This window comes from Streptomyces sp. MJM8645, assembly GCF_001625365.1.
GTDB lineage: Bacteria > Actinomycetota > Actinomycetes > Streptomycetales > Streptomycetaceae > Kitasatospora.
In genome coordinates, this window is record NZ_LJJF01000001.1 from 1,930,653 (window position 1) to 1,945,546 (window position 14,894).

Annotated in this window: 21 protein-coding genes; 4 read left to right on the forward strand and 17 right to left on the reverse strand. The window is 72.6% G+C overall.

Translation table 11 applies throughout. The features are described 5' to 3' along the window. Positions 1-2 precede the first annotated feature (2 nt). The 9 genes from trpB to hisI form a co-directional block, all read right to left on the reverse strand. Positions 3-1,274 carry a tryptophan synthase subunit beta gene (gene trpB, locus A6F73_RS08190; RefSeq protein WP_063347166.1) on the reverse strand — a complete coding sequence of 424 codons (1,272 nt, stop codon included), beginning with the start codon at positions 1,272-1,274 and terminating at the stop codon, positions 3-5. Between the two features lie 47 nt (positions 1,275-1,321). Beyond that, on the reverse strand, positions 1,322-1,471 hold the full coding sequence (locus A6F73_RS42160; RefSeq protein ID WP_167745855.1) for a hypothetical protein: 150 nt from the start codon (positions 1,469-1,471) through the stop codon (positions 1,322-1,324). A gap of 9 nt (positions 1,472-1,480) precedes the next feature. Beyond that, positions 1,481-2,287 (reverse strand): indole-3-glycerol phosphate synthase TrpC, encoded by an 807-nt coding sequence (gene trpC / locus A6F73_RS08195; RefSeq protein ID WP_063347167.1) that lies wholly within the window; start codon positions 2,285-2,287, stop codon positions 1,481-1,483. A gap of 347 nt (positions 2,288-2,634) precedes the next feature. Continuing rightward, positions 2,635-3,078, reverse strand: a complete 444-nt coding sequence (locus tag A6F73_RS08200; protein ID WP_063347168.1) for a DUF2752 domain-containing protein — start codon at positions 3,076-3,078, stop codon at positions 2,635-2,637. Between the two features lie 135 nt (positions 3,079-3,213). Beyond that, on the reverse strand, positions 3,214-3,468 hold the full coding sequence (locus A6F73_RS08205; RefSeq protein ID WP_063347169.1) for an HGxxPAAW family protein: 255 nt from the start codon (positions 3,466-3,468) through the stop codon (positions 3,214-3,216). A 202-nt stretch (positions 3,469-3,670) separates the two neighbouring features. Further along, the gene (locus tag A6F73_RS08210; protein ID WP_063347170.1) at positions 3,671-4,273 is read right to left on the reverse strand and encodes a TIGR02234 family membrane protein; all 603 of its coding nucleotides are present in this window, start codon (positions 4,271-4,273) and stop codon (positions 3,671-3,673) included. Further along, entirely contained in the window at positions 4,270-4,767 is a 498-nt protein-coding gene (locus A6F73_RS08215) for a Uma2 family endonuclease (protein WP_063347171.1), read from the reverse strand. The genes A6F73_RS08210 and A6F73_RS08215 overlap by 4 nt, the downstream gene beginning before the upstream one ends. A gap of 50 nt (positions 4,768-4,817) precedes the next feature. Beyond that, positions 4,818-6,341, reverse strand: a complete 1,524-nt coding sequence (locus A6F73_RS08220) for an anthranilate synthase component I (RefSeq protein ID WP_063351042.1) — start codon at positions 6,339-6,341, stop codon at positions 4,818-4,820. A gap of 48 nt (positions 6,342-6,389) precedes the next feature. Continuing rightward, positions 6,390-6,761 carry a phosphoribosyl-AMP cyclohydrolase gene (gene hisI, locus A6F73_RS08225; protein WP_063347172.1) on the reverse strand — a complete coding sequence of 124 codons (372 nt, stop codon included), beginning with the start codon at positions 6,759-6,761 and terminating at the stop codon, positions 6,390-6,392. Positions 6,762-6,990: 229 nt separating this feature from the next. Between hisI and A6F73_RS41355 the strand changes: the two genes are divergently transcribed. The 3 genes from A6F73_RS41355 (at position 6,991) to A6F73_RS08240 (ending at position 9,079) form a co-directional block, all read left to right on the forward strand. Further along, the gene (locus tag A6F73_RS41355) at positions 6,991-7,566 is read left to right on the forward strand and encodes a hypothetical protein (RefSeq protein WP_159398402.1); all 576 of its coding nucleotides are present in this window, start codon (positions 6,991-6,993) and stop codon (positions 7,564-7,566) included. Between the two features lie 19 nt (positions 7,567-7,585). After that, positions 7,586-8,230: a TIGR03085 family metal-binding protein gene (locus A6F73_RS08235; protein ID WP_063347174.1), complete on the forward strand. Its 645-nt coding sequence runs from the start codon at positions 7,586-7,588 to the stop codon at positions 8,228-8,230. Between the two features lie 315 nt (positions 8,231-8,545). Continuing rightward, positions 8,546-9,079 carry an NUDIX domain-containing protein gene (locus A6F73_RS08240; RefSeq protein WP_063347175.1) on the forward strand — a complete coding sequence of 178 codons (534 nt, stop codon included), beginning with the start codon at positions 8,546-8,548 and terminating at the stop codon, positions 9,077-9,079. A gap of 1 nt (position 9,080) precedes the next feature. Here the strand turns inward: A6F73_RS08240 and A6F73_RS08245 are convergent, their stop codons facing one another. Beyond that, a complete protein-coding gene (locus A6F73_RS08245; RefSeq protein ID WP_063347176.1) occupies positions 9,081-9,374 on the reverse strand; it encodes a hypothetical protein in 294 nt (97 codons plus the stop codon). Between the two features lie 146 nt (positions 9,375-9,520). Between A6F73_RS08245 and A6F73_RS08250 the strand changes: the two genes are divergently transcribed. Next, entirely contained in the window at positions 9,521-10,303 is a 783-nt protein-coding gene (locus tag A6F73_RS08250) for a VOC family protein (protein ID WP_063347177.1), read from the forward strand. 91 nt (positions 10,304-10,394) lie between these two features. On the opposite strand, the gene hisF is transcribed toward A6F73_RS08250, so the two are convergent. The 7 genes from hisF to A6F73_RS08280 form a co-directional block, all read right to left on the reverse strand. Then, a complete protein-coding gene (gene hisF / locus A6F73_RS08255; protein ID WP_063347178.1) occupies positions 10,395-11,165 on the reverse strand; it encodes an imidazole glycerol phosphate synthase subunit HisF in 771 nt (256 codons plus the stop codon). Further along, positions 11,162-11,593: a RidA family protein gene (locus tag A6F73_RS08260; protein WP_063347179.1), complete on the reverse strand. Its 432-nt coding sequence runs from the start codon at positions 11,591-11,593 to the stop codon at positions 11,162-11,164. Before A6F73_RS08260 ends, hisF begins: the two co-directional genes overlap by 4 nt. After that, positions 11,590-12,315, reverse strand: a complete 726-nt coding sequence (gene priA / locus A6F73_RS08265) for a bifunctional 1-(5-phosphoribosyl)-5-((5-phosphoribosylamino)methylideneamino)imidazole-4-carboxamide isomerase/phosphoribosylanthranilate isomerase PriA (protein WP_063347180.1) — start codon at positions 12,313-12,315, stop codon at positions 11,590-11,592. Before priA ends, A6F73_RS08260 begins: the two co-directional genes overlap by 4 nt. 19 nt (positions 12,316-12,334) lie before the next feature. Beyond that, entirely contained in the window at positions 12,335-12,970 is a 636-nt protein-coding gene (gene hisH, locus A6F73_RS08270) for an imidazole glycerol phosphate synthase subunit HisH (protein ID WP_063347181.1), read from the reverse strand. A 72-nt stretch (positions 12,971-13,042) separates the two neighbouring features. Further along, positions 13,043-13,195: a hypothetical protein gene (locus tag A6F73_RS42165; RefSeq protein WP_167745856.1), complete on the reverse strand. Its 153-nt coding sequence runs from the start codon at positions 13,193-13,195 to the stop codon at positions 13,043-13,045. Further along, a complete protein-coding gene (hisB, locus tag A6F73_RS08275) occupies positions 13,192-13,785 on the reverse strand; it encodes an imidazoleglycerol-phosphate dehydratase HisB (RefSeq protein ID WP_063347182.1) in 594 nt (197 codons plus the stop codon). The genes A6F73_RS42165 and hisB overlap by 4 nt, the downstream gene beginning before the upstream one ends. A gap of 5 nt (positions 13,786-13,790) precedes the next feature. Continuing rightward, positions 13,791-14,891, reverse strand: coding sequence for a histidinol-phosphate transaminase (locus A6F73_RS08280; protein ID WP_063347183.1), 1,101 nt, complete (start codon positions 14,889-14,891; stop codon positions 13,791-13,793). Between the last annotated feature and the right edge of the window lie 3 nt (positions 14,892-14,894).

Genomic DNA, 14,894 nt, shown 5'->3' on the forward strand with positions numbered 1-14,894 from the left:
GGTCACTTACCCCCGTGGGCCGCGTCGTGGGCCGAGCCGCCGGCCGGCTCGTCGTACAGGCCGAAGTACTCGGCCGCGGTGTGCATGTCCTTGTCGCCGCGCCCGGAGAGCGAGACCAGGATGGTGGCCTCGGGCCCGAGCTCGCGGCCCAGCTCCAGGGCGCCGGCCAGCGCGTGGGCGCTCTCGATGGCCGGGATGATGCCCTCGGTGCGGGACAGCAGCCGCAGCGCCTGCATGGCGGCGTCGTCGGTGACGGGGCGGTACTCGGCCCGTCCGGTGTCCTTCAGCCAGGCGTGCTCCGGGCCGACGCCCGGGTAGTCGAGGCCGGCGGAGATGGAGTGCGACTCGATGGTCTGGCCGTCCTCGTCCTGGAGGACGTAGGTGCGCGAGCCGTGCAGCACGCCGGGGTCGCCCTTGGTGAGGGTGGCGGCGTGCTTGGGGGTGTCGGCGCCCTCGCCGGCGGCCTCGCAGCCGATCAGGCGCACGCCGGCGTCGGGGATGAACTCGTGGAAGATGCCCATCGCGTTGGAGCCGCCGCCGACGCAGGCGACGACGGCGTCGGGCAGCCGCCCGGTGCGGTCGAGCACCTGCTGGCGGGCCTCGATGCCGATGACCCGGTGGAAGTCGCGGACCATCATCGGGAAGGGGTGCGGGCCGGCCACGGTGCCGAACAGGTAGTGGGTGGAGTCCACGTTGGCGACCCAGTCGCGGAACGCCTCGTTGATGGCGTCCTTGAGGGTGCGGCTGCCGGAGGTGACGGACACCACCTCGGCGCCGAGCATCCGCATCCGGGCGACGTTCAGCGCCTGGCGCTGGGTGTCGACCTCGCCCATGTAGATGGTGCAGTCGAAGCCGAACAGGGCGCAGGCGGTGGCGGTGGCCACGCCGTGCTGGCCGGCGCCGGTCTCGGCGATGATCCGGGTCTTGCCCATCCGCCGGGTGAGCAGGGCCTGGCCCAGCACGTTGTTGATCTTGTGCGAGCCGGTGTGGTTGAGGTCCTCGCGCTTGAGCAGGACGCGCGCGCCGCCCGCCTCGGCGGAGAAGCGGTGCACGTCGGTCAGCGGGCTCGGGCGGCCGGTGTAGTCCTTGAGCAGGCCGTCGAGTTCGGCGGCGAAGGCCGGGTCGGCCTTGGCCTTCTCGTACTCCTCGGCGACCTGCTCGACCGCGGCGACCAGCGCCTCGGGGATGAAGCGGCCGCCGTACGCGCCGAAGTAGCCTCGGGCGTCCGGCACCTGGGCGCCGGGCAGGTAGTCCTTCGCGGACTTGTCGGACATGGTGGAGTCCTTTGGAAGATGACGACAGGGACGTCTCGTGGCTGGGCTCAGCCGGATGTCCGTCGCCATCGGCGGCCCGGCACCTGCCCGGGCTCGCAGCCGATCACGTAGCGCACCCGCCGCCCCAGCACCCGGCGTGCGGGCGCGCGGCAGCCGCGCGGGCGGCAACCGGGGGCGAGGCGGGTGGCGATCTTCATGTCGGCGGGTCAGTCCTTGTGCCGGACGGCGGGGTGGGCGCCGGCCGCGACCAGGTCGGCGACCGCGGCGCGCGGGTCCTTGCCGGTCACCAGGGACTCGCCGACCAGGACGGCGTCGGCGCCCAGGTTGGCGTAGGAGATCACGTCCAGCGGGCCGCGCACGCCGGACTCGGCGATCTTGACGACGCTGTCCGGGATGGCGTGGACGACGTTGCCGAAGGTGTTGCGGTCCACCTCAAGGGTCTTGAGGTTGCGGGCGTTGACGCCGATGATCCGCGCCCCGGCGTCCACCGCGCGCTTGATCTCCTCCTCGTCGTGCACCTCGACCAGCGGGGTGAGGCCGATCGACTCGGCCCGCTCGATCAGCGACACCAGGGCCGACTGGTCGAGGGCGGCGACGATCAGCAGCGCGAGGTCGGCGCCGTGCGCGCGGGCCTCCCACAGCTGGTAGGCGGTGACGATGAAGTCCTTGCGCAGCAGCGGGGTGTCCACCGCCGCGCGGACGGCGTCCAGGTCGGCCAGCGAGCCGCCGAAGCGGCGCTGCTCGGTGAGCACGCTGATCGCGGCGGCGCCGCCGGCCGCGTAGTCGCTCGCCAGGGCGGCCGGGTCGGCGATCGCGGCCAGGGCACCCTTGGAGGGGCTGGAGCGCTTCACCTCGCAGATCACCCGGACCCCGTCGCCCTTGAGCGCGGCGACGCCGTCCTTGGCCTCGGGGGCCTTGGCGGCGAGTTCCTTCAGCTGGTCCAGGGAGACCCGGGCCTGCCGTTCGGCGAGGTCCTCGCGGACCCCCTCGATGATCGTGTCGAGCACACTCATGCGCACACCTCGCTTCGCTCAGCAGGCGCTGCGCGCAACACGCACCTGTCAATGGTTCGCTCGCTCACGCGAAGTGCCCCCAACATTTCTGTTCGTTCGCCGGCGACGAGCCGTCCGGGCGGTGGCCCGGCGGCACTTCGATGGTATCGGCACCCGGGGGCGCGGGGCGCATCCGCCCGGTGTGCGTCTCGCGTGCCGGACGCCCCCCTGAGCAGCCCCCAACTGCGGTTTCACCGGTTCCCCGGCGGTGCCCGGACGCGCGGTGCGGACCAAGTGGACCGATGTACGGGCCCCGGTGTGGACCGGTGCGCGAGCCTGCGCGGCTCGCTACCCGCCGGCGTGGGCGATCAAACCAGCAGGGGCGCCAGCCCCGCCCCGACGGGCAGGTTGCGCACCACCGTGAACACCAGCAGCAGCAGGAGGATCAGCACCCAGCGCCGGGCCCCGACCGGGGGCCTGGGCCGCGGCCCGGCGCCGGTCAGCGCGGCCCAGGCCCAGCGCAGCCACAGCAGCGCCAGGACGCCGAACAGCAGGACGGCCGCGGCGTTGTCGTGCAGCGCGCCGGTGAAGTCCCCGTGGGCCAGCGCGTGGACGCAGCGCAGCCCCCCGCAGCCGGGGCACCACCAGCCGGTGGCGGCCAGGAAGGGGCAGTCGGGGTAGTGCCCGGGGGTGTTCGGGTCCACCGCGGCGACGTAGACGGCGGGGACGGCCACCGCCGCCAGCGCGGCCAGCGGCGGGCCGAGCCGGCGCAGGACGGGCGGCAGGGCGGAGGTGGTGGAGGCGGAGGTCACGCCCCGATTCTGCCCGTGCCGGGCCCGGACAGAACGAAACGGCGGGCGTGGCGCGCCCGCCGTTCGGTACTGCTACAAGTCGGTACTGCTACGAGTCGTACTCCTGCGAGTCGTACTGCTGCGAGGAGTCCGTCGTCAGGCGGCGACGGCGGCCCGGGCCGCGCGCTGCTCCTCGTGCGAGGCGTACACGTTGGCGCTCGGCTGCTGGCCCATGCCCGCCATCGACATCGCCTTGCCGACCACGCCGCCGGCCAGGATGACCGCAATGCCGGCCCAGACCAGCATCACCGACGGGAGGATCATCGCGACCCCCGCGATCCCGAAACCGATGAACGTGATGGTCACGCCGGTCCAGGCGGCGGTGGTGTGACCGTGTGCTGCTGCTGCCATCTGAGTGGTGCTCCTAGCCTCTCGGGGCCCGGCCGGGCCTGCGGGGCCGCCGGCGGGTTGACGGGTTCCATTGTGCCGGGCCACACACCGGCGACCCAAAGCGGGTGGCGGGTCTATCGCGTCACACCGCCGCCGGGGCCCGTTGAGGGCCGCTGGAGCCCGAAGCCCGGACCCGCTCGGGCCCGGCACTCGAAGCCGGCGCTCAGACCGTGGTCGGGTCCTCGCCCCGGTCCAGCGCCTTCCACAGGTCGGCCGGGGTCTCGCTCTTCGCCGGGGCCTTGCGGGTGGGCGCCTCGTAGCGGCTGCCCATGGCCGGCCAGCTCCGGCCGTAGCGGAGGGTGAGCAGCCCGGCGACGGCCAGCAGCAGCCCGCCGGCCAGCGCCACCCAGGGCCAGCCGGTGTGGCCGACCTCGGTGGCCGCCGACCCGGACAGCGCCAGCTTGCGGGCCGCCTCGGCGTCCAGCGCGGCGGTGTCCCCGGCGCCCGCGGCCGAGGCGGCTGCCGCGCCGAGGCCCGCCAGGAGGGTCAGCGCGCCGACCGCGAGCCGGCCCGCGCCGCGCACCGCGAACACCGCGACGGCCGCCGCCAGCCCCACCAGGGCCAGCCCGCCCGGGAGTTCGGAGATCGCGCCGCCGGAGACGGACACCGCCAGGGTGCCGGCCCGGCCCTCGGCCCAGACCCGGCCGACGGCGGTCAGCACCAGCACGGCGCTCAGCACGGTCAGCAGGAGCATCACGCCGAGCGTCCGGCGGCCCGCCGCGGGGGCCGGCGGGGCGGGTACGGGGGTCTGGTCAGGTGCGCTCACCCGTCCACTATCCCCCGCCCGGCGTCCGGCCCCGCACCCGGGGTGGGCGGCCCGGCCGGGAACTCGTCCGTCCGCAGCACCAGCGTCCGCCCGGCGAGCGGCAGGAACAGGTCGTTGCCGAACGGCACCCGCTCCGCCTCCCGGTACCCGCCGTCGGCGGACGGCGCGGTGTGCACGGTGCAGGCCGCCGCCGCCGGGTCGACCACCACGTACAGCGGGATCCCGCTGCGCGCGTACGCCAGCGCCGCCTCGGCGAGGTGCGGCCGGGCCACCTCCAGGACGGCCTCGACGTCGCGCCCGGCGTACCGGCCCCGGCCGTCGGGCTCCGCCCCCGGGGCGGTCACCGTCAGGTCGGGGATCAGGTCGGGGGCCCCGGGGACGTCGGTCACGGCGCCGGACAGCACCCGGCCGTGCCCGCCCAGCTGGTCCTCGATCTGGGCGGCCGCATCGAGCACGACCACCCGCCGCAGTTCGTCGGGCGACACCTCGGACATCCCGGCCGCCTCCCTCGACGACTCACGGCTTACAGCTCACGACTGTCGACTCACGACAGTTCCGGCGTCCGCAGCGTATTGGCGGTGGCGACGGCCCGCAGCACGGCAGCCGCCTTGTTGCGGCACTCGGTGTCCTCCCCGTGCGGGTCGGAGTCCGCGACCACGCCCGCGCCGGCCTGCACGAAGGCGGTGCCGTCGCGCAGCACGGCGGTGCGGATCGCGATCGCGGTGTCGGAGTCCCCGGCGAAGTCCAGGTAGCCGACGCAGCCGCCGTACAGGCCGCGGCGGGTGGGCTCCAGCTCCTCGATGATCCGCATCGCACGGGGCTTGGGCGCGCCGGACAGGGTGCCGGCCGGGAAGCAGGCGGTCAGCACGTCGAAGGCGGTCCGCCCGGGCGCCACCCGGCCGGTGACGGTGGAGACGATGTGCATCACGTGGCTGTAACGCTCGATGTGCATGAAGTCGACCACCTCCACGCTGCCCGGCTCGCAGACCCGGCCGAGGTCGTTGCGGCCCAGGTCGACCAGCATCAGGTGCTCGGCCCGCTCCTTGGGGTCGGCGAGCAGTTCGGCGGCCAGCGCCGCGTCCTCGTGCGGGGTGGCGCCGCGGTGCCTCGTCCCGGCGATCGGGTGCACCATCGCCTCGCCGCCGGTCACCTTGACCAGCGCCTCCGGGCTGGAGCCGACCACGTCGAAGCCGCCCTCGGCGGTGCCGTCCGGCCCCGGGAAGCGGAACAGGTACATGTACGGGCTGGGGTTGGTGGTGCGCAGCACGCGGTAGACGTCCAGCGCCGAGGCCGGGCAGGGCGCCTCGAAGCGCTGCGAGGGGACGACCTGGAAGGCCTCGCCGGCCCGGATCCGCTCCTTCACCACCTCCACCGCCGCCCGGTACGGCGCGCCGCCGAACGGGGAGCGGGCCTCGCCCGGCCCGGCCGGGGTGAAGGTGGCCAGGCCCGGGTCGACCGGCTTGAGCAGGTCGGCCTCCATGGCGTCCAGACGGGCCACCGCGTCCGCGTAGGCCTCGTCCACGCCGCTGGCCAGGTCGTTGTGGTTGACGGCGTTGGCGATCAGCAGCACCGTGCCGTCGACGTGGTCGAGCACGGCGAGGTCGGTGGCGAGCATCATGGTCAGCTCGGGCAGCCGCAGGTCGTCCGGGTTGAGATCGGGCAGCTTCTCCAGGCGGCGGACGACGTCGTAGCCCAGGTAGCCGACCAGGCCGCCGGTGAGCGGCGGCAGGCCGTCGTCGTCCCGGCGCGGGGTGTGCAGCGCCTCCAGCGCGGCGCGCAGCACCTGCAAGGGGTCACCGCCGGTCGGGATGCCGACCGGCGGGGTGCCCAGCCAGCGGGCCTCGCCGTCCTCCCCGACGGTGAGGACGGCGGCGCTGCGGACGCCGACGAAGGAGTAGCGCGACCAGCTGCGGCCCTGCTCGGCAGACTCCAGCAGGAAGGTGCCGGGCCGCTCCTCGGCGAGGCTGCGGTACAGGCCGATCGGGGTGAGACCGTCCGCGAGGAGCCTGCGGGTGACCGGGATGACCCGGGTGTCGACGGCGAGCTTGCGGAAGGCTTCGAGATCCATGGCGAGCGGCACCTTCTGGAGATCCGGTAGGAGGAGCAGGAGGAGAGGTCAGGCGAGCGGGAGCACGTCGGCGTCGAAGCAGGTGCGGTCGCCGGTGTGACAGGCGGCACCGGTCTGGTCGACCTTCACCAGCAGGGTGTCGCCGTCGCAGTCCAGCGCCACCGACTTGACCGCCTGGGCGTGGCCGGAGGTGTCGCCCTTCACCCAGTACTCGCGGCGGCTGCGGCTCCAGTAGGTGCAGCGGCCGGTGGTGAGCGTGCGGTGCAGCGCCTCGTCGTCCATCCAGCCCAGCATCAGCACCTCGCCGGTGTCGTACTGCTGCGCGATCGCCGGGAGCAGGCCGTCCTCGGTGCGCTTGAGGCGCGCGGCGATCTCGGGGGCCAGGGCGGTGGTGCCGGGGGTGGCGGGTGTGGTGGACATGGGGCCATTGTTGCAGTCCGGCCCGCAGCCCCGGTGCGGCCTGCGCCCTGCGCCGTGCGCCTTGTGCGGTGGGCCCTACCCCGTGGGCCCTACGCGGTGCACTCACTACCTCCGGGCCGGATCCGTGCGGCCGGGGAGCCTATCCCGTCCCACCCCGAACCTCGCCGTAAAGGGGCGATTTCGGCCAACCGCCTGCCGGGCGGGCCCCGCGTGGGCCATCCTCATGGCCATGACCTCCGAGCAGCAGCCGCCCGCAGCCGCCGACCCCCGCCCGTCCCGGGGCCTGGTCCTCGCCGTCGTGGCCGTCCTGGCCGTGCTGCTCGCGGTGGTGGCCACCGTCCTGCTCTGGCCGGAGGAGCGCAAGCCCGCCGCCGCGCCACCCCCGCCCACCCCCACAGCCACCCTGACCCCGACACCCACCCCCACGCCGACACCCACCCCGACCAAGGCCCCGCCGTACGCCTTCTTCCCGGTCGGCGCCTGCTTCGACCACCCGCAGCTCAGCCCGGTGATCACCAAGGCCGAGGAGCGCCCCTGCACCGGCGAGCACGACGGCCAGGTGATCGCCGACCTGAAACTGGCCGACGGCCTGACCGGCGAGATCCCGATCTCGCTCGCCATGCGCGAGGGCTGCAAGGAGGCCGAGGCCGCCGCCAAGGCCCGCCAGAACGACGGGAAGACGTACTACGGCCGCCAGTTCGGCCCCGCCCAGGCCAACTACCAGCAGGGCTGGCGGGACTACACCTGCACCCTGACGGCCTCCAACAAGCAGGGCGGCCCCAAGCTCACCGGCAACCTGCACTGACAGCCTCTATCGTGGCGCCATGTCGAACCACGCCCTCGCCGAACGCCACCGCCTCGCCGCACTCCTGGCCGCCGCCGGGCCGGACGCCCCCACCCTCTGCGCCGGGTGGACCACCCGCGACCTCGCCGCCCACCTGGTGATCCGGGAGCGCCGCGCCGACGCGGCAGCCGGCATCCGGGTCGGCGCCCTCGCCGACTGGACCCACCGGGTGCAGTCGGCGTACGCCGAACGCCCGTACGAGGAACTGCTGAAGCTCTTCCGCTCCGGCCCGCCGGTGTTCTCCCTGTTCGCCCTGCCCGGCGCCGACGAGGCCGCGAACACCGTCGAGTACTACGTGCACGCCGAGGACGTCCTGCGGGCCACCGACGACTGGACGCCCTCCCCGGTGCCCGCCGGCCGCGCCGAAGCCCTGTGGCGCCGCCTGCCGCTGCTGGCCCGCCTGGAAGCCGGCCGCCGCTCCCCCGTCCGCCTGACCCTGCGCCGCCCCGACGGCCAGTCCCTCACCGTCGGCCCCACCGGCTCCCCCACCGTCCAACTCACCGGCGAACCGGGCGACCTGGTCCTCTTCATCTACGGCCGCGGCACCCACACCACCCTCACCACAGACGGCTCCCCCGACGCCCTCGAAGCCCTCCGCCACGTCCTCCCCCTGCCCGCGCGGTAGGGCCGACCTTGCATATCAAAAGAGAAATTTAGATACAAAAGGGAAAAATGATGCGCCCGGATCTGGTGTTGCCCCTCGGTGCGCCGAGGGGCAACACCAGATCCGGTCAACAGCGGCGCCCCCTTGGCAGACCAAGGTGGCGCCGCAAACAAAAGCATCAGCCGACCCAGCAGAGGGCACGCTTCGGACACGTTCATTCTCGATCAACGCCGCACAGCAGTGGGGCTGATCGAGACCGAGCGCCCGGCGAGCCAGGACCCACATCATCCACCCGGCCTCTGAGATGCTGTCGTTCCGTCGAGAGGGGCCGCAGCGATGCAGTGGAAGATCCACGGGGAACGTCCGATCTACGAGAACCCCTGGGTGAACCTGTGGCTCGCCGACGTCGAGCAGCCCGACGGGCACCGGTGGGAACACCACGTGGTCAAGCTGCGGCACCTCGCGGTGGCCGCCGTCGTGAACAGCGAGAAGCAGATCCTCATGATGTGGCGGCACCGCTTCATCACCGACACCTGGGCCTGGGAACTCCCGATGGGGCTGATCGAGCCCGACGAGACCCCTGCGGAGGCGGCAGCCCGGGAGGCGCTGGAGGAGACCGGTTGGAAGGTCGGTGAGGTCAAACCACTGATCTACGCCCAGCCGGCGAACGGCATCACGGACTCCGAGCACTTCGTCTTCCGAGCCGATGCGGTCGAGTACACGGGACCGCCCACCGAGCGCAACGAGTCCGACCGGATCGAGTGGATTCCCCTGTCCGCGCTGCGCGGGATGGTCGACCGCCGCGAGATCGTCAGCAGCGGCACGCTCGTGGGCGTGCTCTACCTGCTCCTGGACGAGGCCGGTCTCTGAATCACCTGGCCATGCCGGTGATCCGGTCGACCAGATCCACAACCGGGGCACTTCTGCGGTAGGGCCCAAGGAGCCAACGGAACTCCTGGAGGTGGGCAACCACCCGGGGAGACTCAACAACCGCCGTGAGGTCGAGGGCCTTTGTGGCAGTGGCGCAAGCCAACTCGACCTCTCGTCGTTGGACTTGGGTCCGCGCGAGCCAGAAGGTGTGGAACGCGCGCCCTCTGAGGTTCGTCGTTGACTCGGTCCGCAGCGCTTCGGCGATGAGGGGTTCGGCAGCGATGGCTTCCCCCATTTGGCCAAGGGCGATTCCGGTATCGCCCCGCCCCCGGCTGCGGATGTCAGTGGGCGGGTGCAGACTCGCAGAGGGTCGGGGAGGGTGCGTGCGCGCGCCTGACGGAACCGGCCTGGTCACGTCTTCCGTCGAAGGGGCACCACCTCATGCTCACCACCGACTTTCCGGCCGGCGCGCCCTGCTGGATCGACCTCGGCAGCCCGGACATCCCCGCCACCGCCGAGTTCTACGGCAAGGTCTTCGGCTGGACGTTCCGGTCCGGCGGCCCGGAGGCGGGCGGCTACGGCTTCTTCCAGCTGGGCGGCAGGACGGTCGGCGCCGTCGGCCCGCTCGACGAGGGTGACCAGCCGATCTGGACGACGTACTTCCATGCCGCCGACGTGCATGCCACGGCGAAGGCCGCCGAGCAGGGCGGCGGCTCGGTGCTGGTGCCGCCGATGGACGTCATGGGCGAGGGGTGGTTCGCCCAGTTCGCCGACCCGCAGGGGGCCAGGTTCGCGGTCTGGCAGCCGGGCAAGACCGCCGGTCTGGAGGCCGTGTCGGAGGACGGCGCGCTGGTCTGGTCCGAGCTCCACACTTCGGACCAGAGCGCCGGGGTCGGCTTCTACCAGGCGCTGTTCGGCTGGCGGGTGGAGAAGTTCGAGCCGGCTCCGGGCATGGACTACCGGGTGATCTCGACCTCCGAGGGCGACCAGCAGGCCACGGCCTTCGGTGGCATCGCCCCGACCATGTCCCCGCAGGAGCCCTCCGCCTGGACGCCGTACTTCGCCGCCGACGACGTTGACGCGGTGATCGCGAAGGCGACGGCGGCCGGCGGCTCGGTGCTGATGCCCGCCGAGAGCGTGCCGAACGTCGGCCGGCTGGCCTGGCTGGCGGACCCGCACGGCACGCCGTTCGCGCTGATCAAGGGCGAGCCGCCGCAGGCCTGAGAACGCAGGAGACCTGAGAACACCGCAGGCCTGAGAACGCGGAAGGGCCCGCCACGCACCAGCGCGGCGGGCCCTCAGGGCGTACGTCCGGTCACCGCACCGGGTGCCCGGCCTCCCGCAGCGCGTCCTTGACCTGCCCGATCCGCAGGTCCCCGAAGTGGAAGACGCTCGCGGCGAGCACCGCGTCCGCACCCGCCTCGACGGCCGGCGCGAAGTCGGCGAGCTTGCCGGCGCCGCCGGAGGCGATGACGGGCACGGAGACGGTCTTGCGGACGGCCCGGATCATCTCCAGGTCGTACCCGTCCTTGGTGCCGTCGGCGTCCATCGAGTTGAGCAGGATCTCGCCGGCGCCGAGTTCGGCCGCGCGCCCGGCCCATTCGACGGCGTCGAGGCCGGTGCCCTTGCGCCCGCCGTGGGTGGTGACCTCGTAGCCGGACGCGGTCTCGGTGCCGGGAGGGCAGCGCCGGGCGTCCACGGACAGCACCAGGACCTGCCGCCCGAAGCGCTGGGCGATCTCGCGGACCAGTTCCGGCCGGGCGATGGCGGCGGTGTTGACGCCGACCTTGTCGGCGCCGGCCCGCAGCAGCTTGTCGACGTCCTCGACGGCGCGGATGCCGCCGCCGACGGTGAGCGGGATGAAGACCTGTTCGGCGGTGCGGCGGACCACGTCGTAGGTGGTTTCCCGGTCGCCGGAGGAGGCGGTGATGTCGAGGAAGGTCAACTCGTCGGCGCCCTCGGCGTCGTAGAGCTTGGCCATCTCGACCGGGTCGCCGGCGTCGCGCAGGTTCTGGAAGTTGACGCCCTTGACCACCCGCCCGGCGTCGACGTCCAGGCAGGGGATGACACGTACGGCGAGGGTCACGGCTGTTTGCCTTCCAGGGTCTTTGCCAGCCCGGATCGATAGGCGTCGAGCTCGATCTCGACCATCATCCGGGAGTCGATCAGCCCGTCGACCACCACCATGGTGGCCACCGGGCGGGCGGCGTCGAAGAGTTGGTGGTGGGCGCGGCCCACCTCGTCGGCGTCGCGGACGTGGGTGATGTACATCCGGGTGCGGACCACGTCGTCCGCCGTCAGACCGTACGCGGCGAGGGCGTTGAGCCCGACGCCGAACGCGGCGAGGGTCTGCCGGTAGGGGTCTCCCTCGTGCTCGATCCGGCCGTCCACCCAGGCGGTGGAGCCGGCCACGTGCACGTGGTCTCCCGCGGCGACCGCCCGCGAGTAGCCGAACTGGTCCTCCCAGGGGGAGAATCCGCCGACCCTGCCACGTACGATCCGACGTTCCGTCATCCTGAAACCGCCTCCAGGGCCTCTTCGAGGGTGAACTTCTGCTCGTAGAGTGCCTTGCCCACGATGGCGCCCTCGACACCCGCACCGACCAGGCCGGCGATGGCGTGCAGGTCGTCGAGCGAGGAGACGCCGCCGGAGGCGACGACGGGGCGGTCGGTGGCGGCGCAGACGTCGCGCAGCAGCTGCAGGTTGGGGCCGGTCAGGGTGCCGTCCCGGTTGACGTCGGTGACGACGTAGCGGGCGCAGCCCTCCTGGTTGAGCCGCTCCAGCACCTCGAAGAGCTGGCCGCCGTCGCGGGTCCAGCCGCGGCCGCGCAGGGTGGTGCCGACGACGTCCAGGCCGACGGCGATCTTGTCGCCGTGCTCGGCGATGGCCTTGGCGACCCACTCGGGGGCTTCCAGGGCGGCGGTGCCGAGGTTGACCCGGGTGCAGCCGGTGGCGAGCGCGTTGGCGAGCGACTCGTCGTCGCGGATGCCGCCGGACAGCTCGACCTTGATGTCGAGGCGGCCGGTGACCTCGCGCAGCAGCTCGTAGTTGGTGCCGGTGCCGAAGGCGGCGTCGAGGTCGACCAGGTGCAGCCACTCGGCGCCGGCGTTCTGCCAGGCGAGGGCGGCGGCGAGCGGTTCGCCGAAGGAGGTCTCGGTGCCGGACGCGCCCTTGACCAGGCGGACGGCCTGGCCGTCCCGGACGTCGACGGCGGGAAGCAGTTCGAGGCGGCTCATAGTCACAACTCTTCCAAGCTCAGAGGGTGTTGACCCAGTTGGTCAGGAGGGCGGCGCCGGCGTCGCCGGACTTCTCGGGGTGGAACTGGGTGGCCCAGAGCGGGCCGTTCTCGATGGCGGCGACGAAGGGCTGCCCGTGGGTGGCCCAGGTGACGAGCGGGGCGTGGATCCGTGCGCTGTGGGTCTCCAGCTCCCAGTGCCGCACGCCGTAGGAGTGCACGAAGTAGAAGCGGCTCTGCGGGTCGAGGCCGGCGAACATCCGGCTGCCCTCGGGCACGTCGACGGTGTTCCAGCCCATGTGCGGGATGACGGGGGCGTCCAGCGGCTCGACGACGCCGGGCCACTCGTCGCAGCCGGCCGTCTCCACGCCGTGCTCGACCCCCTTCTCGAAGAGGATCTGCATGCCGACGCAGATGCCCATGACGGGGCGGCCCCCGGCGAGCCGGCGGCCGATGATCCAGTCGCCCCGGACGGACTTCAGGCCGCGCATGCAGGCCTCGAAGGCGCCGACGCCGGGGACGAGCAGGCCGTCCGCGTTCATCGCGGTGTCGTAGTCGGAGGTGACGGTGACGTCCGCCCCGGTCCGTTCGAGCGCGCGCTGCGCGGAGCGGAGGTTGCCCGACCCGTAGTCGAGGACGACGACGTTCTTGCCCATGTTCAGGTGTCCAGTCTCTCTACGTGTCCGGAGCTCACGTGTCCAGAGCCCATGTATCCAGCGTCCATGCGGCTAGAGGCGCATGATGCCGGAGGCCAGGCACATGACCGAGCCGAACGCGAGCACCAGGATGACGCCCTTGGGCAGCTTCTGCTTCCAGAACGAGATCACGCCGCCGGCCAGGAAGAGGCCGACGAAGATGAGGGCGAGGGTCGCCTTGCTCACAGTGCACCCTTGGTCGAGGGGAGGATTCCGGCCGCGCGCGGGTCGCGCTCGGCGGCGTAGCGCAGGGCTCGGGCGAGCGCCTTGAACTGGCATTCCACGATGTGGTGGGCGTTTCGCCCGTACGGCACGTGGACGTGCAGGGCGACCTGCGCCTGGGCCACGAAGGACTCCAGGATGTGCCGGGTCATCGTGGTGTCGTACGAGCCGATCATCGGCGCCATGTGCTCGGGCTCGGTGTGCACCAGGTACGGCCGGCCGGAGAGGTCCACGGTGACCTGGGCGAGCGACTCGTCCAGCGGCACCGTGCAGTTGCCGAAGCGGTAGATGCCGACCTTGTCACCGAGCGCCTGCTTGAAGGCGGCGCCGAGCGCGAGGGCGGTGTCCTCGATGGTGTGGTGGGTGTCGATGTGCAGGTCGCCGTCGGTCTTGACGGTGAGGTCGAAGAGACCGTGGCGGCCGAGCTGGTCGAGCATGTGGTCGTAGAACCCGACGCCCGTGGAGATGTCGGTCTTCCCGGTGCCGTCGAGGTCGATCTCGACCAGGACCGCGGTCTCCTTGGTGGTGCGTTCGACGCGTCCGATGCGGGACATACGGGTTACAGCTCCTTGATCACTGTTCGAACGGCGTCCAGGAAGGCGTCGTTCTCTGCGGGCGTGCCGGCGGTGACGCGCAGCCACCCGGGGACGCCGTTGTCACGGACCAGGACGCCCTGGTCGAGGATGGCCTGCCAGACGGCGTGGGTGTCGGCGAAGCGGCCGAACTGGACGAAGTTGGCGTCCGAGTCGGTGACCTCCAGGCCGAGCCCGCGCAGCGCGTCGACCAGCCGGTCGCGCTCCGCCTTGAGCCGGCCGACGTACCCGAGCAGGGTGTCGGTGTGCTCCAGGCAGGCCAGCGCGGTGGCCTGGGTGACGGACGACAGGTGGTACGGCAGGCGGACCAGCTGCACCGCGTCCACCACGGCCGGGTCGGCGGCCAGGTAGCCCAGGCGCAGCCCGGCCGCGCCGAAGGCCTTGGACATGGTGCGGGAGACCACCAGGTTGGGGCGGCCCTCGATGAGCGGCAGCAGCGAGGCCCGGTGCGAGAACTCGACGTACGCCTCGTCGACGACGACCAGGCTGGGCCCGGCGGCCTGCGCGGCCTCGTACAGCCGCAGCACGGTGTCGGCGGCGACGGCGGTGCCGGTCGGGTTGTTCGGCGAGCAGATGAAGACGACGTTCGGCCGGTGCTCGGCGATCGCGCCGAGGGCGGCGTCCAGGTCGATGGTGAAGTCGTCGTTGCGCGGGCCGGAGATCCACTCGGTGCCGGTGCCCCGGGAGATCAGCGCGTGCATCGAGTAGGAGGGCTCGAAGCCGAGCGCGCTGCGGCCGGGGCCGCCGAAGGTCTGCAGCAGCTGCTGGAGCACCTCGTTGGAGCCGTTGGCGGCCCAGACCTGCTGCCGGGTGACGGCGAAGCCGGTGGTCCGGCCGAGGTACGCGGCGAGGCCTTCGCGCAGTTCGACGGCGTCCCGGTCGGGGTAGCGGTTGAGGTTGCGGGCGGCCTCGGCGACGCGTTCGGCGATCCGGGCGACCAGCTCCTCGGGGAGCGGGTACGGGTTCTCGTTGGTGTTCAGCTGGACGGGCACGTCCAGCTGCGGCGCGCCGTACGGGGACTGGCCGCGCAGCTCGTCGCGGATGGGGAGGTCGTCGATCCGAGTCACCCG

Bases quoted from the DNA above. Each gene is read 5' to 3' on its own strand.
- trpB (WP_063347166.1), bottom strand. From the start codon at position 1,274: ATGTCCGACAAGTCCGCGAAGGACTACCTGCCCGGCGCCCAGGTGCCG.
- A6F73_RS42160 (WP_167745855.1), bottom strand. From the start codon at position 1,471: ATGAAGATCGCCACCCGCCTCGCCCCCGGTTGCCGCCCGCGCGGCTGC.
- trpC (WP_063347167.1), bottom strand. From the start codon at position 2,287: ATGAGTGTGCTCGACACGATCATCGAGGGGGTCCGCGAGGACCTCGCC.
- A6F73_RS08205 (WP_063347169.1), bottom strand. From the start codon at position 3,468: ATGGCAGCAGCAGCACACGGTCACACCACCGCCGCCTGGACCGGCGTG.
- A6F73_RS08215 (WP_063347171.1), bottom strand. From the start codon at position 4,767: ATGTCCGAGGTGTCGCCCGACGAACTGCGGCGGGTGGTCGTGCTCGAT.
- A6F73_RS08220 (WP_063351042.1), bottom strand. From the start codon at position 6,341: ATGGATCTCGAAGCCTTCCGCAAGCTCGCCGTCGACACCCGGGTCATC.
- hisI (WP_063347172.1), bottom strand. From the start codon at position 6,761: ATGTCCACCACACCCGCCACCCCCGGCACCACCGCCCTGGCCCCCGAG.
- A6F73_RS41355 (WP_159398402.1), top strand. From the start codon at position 6,991: ATGACCTCCGAGCAGCAGCCGCCCGCAGCCGCCGACCCCCGCCCGTCC.
- A6F73_RS08235 (WP_063347174.1), top strand. From the start codon at position 7,586: ATGTCGAACCACGCCCTCGCCGAACGCCACCGCCTCGCCGCACTCCTG.
- A6F73_RS08240 (WP_063347175.1), top strand. From the start codon at position 8,546: ATGCAGTGGAAGATCCACGGGGAACGTCCGATCTACGAGAACCCCTGG.
- A6F73_RS08245 (WP_063347176.1), bottom strand. From the start codon at position 9,374: ATGGGGGAAGCCATCGCTGCCGAACCCCTCATCGCCGAAGCGCTGCGG.
- A6F73_RS08250 (WP_063347177.1), top strand. From the start codon at position 9,521: ATGCTCACCACCGACTTTCCGGCCGGCGCGCCCTGCTGGATCGACCTC.
- A6F73_RS08260 (WP_063347179.1), bottom strand. From the start codon at position 11,593: ATGACGGAACGTCGGATCGTACGTGGCAGGGTCGGCGGATTCTCCCCC.
- priA (WP_063347180.1), bottom strand. From the start codon at position 12,315: ATGAGCCGCCTCGAACTGCTTCCCGCCGTCGACGTCCGGGACGGCCAG.
- hisH (WP_063347181.1), bottom strand. From the start codon at position 12,970: ATGGGCAAGAACGTCGTCGTCCTCGACTACGGGTCGGGCAACCTCCGC.
- hisB (WP_063347182.1), bottom strand. From the start codon at position 13,785: ATGTCCCGCATCGGACGCGTCGAACGCACCACCAAGGAGACCGCGGTC.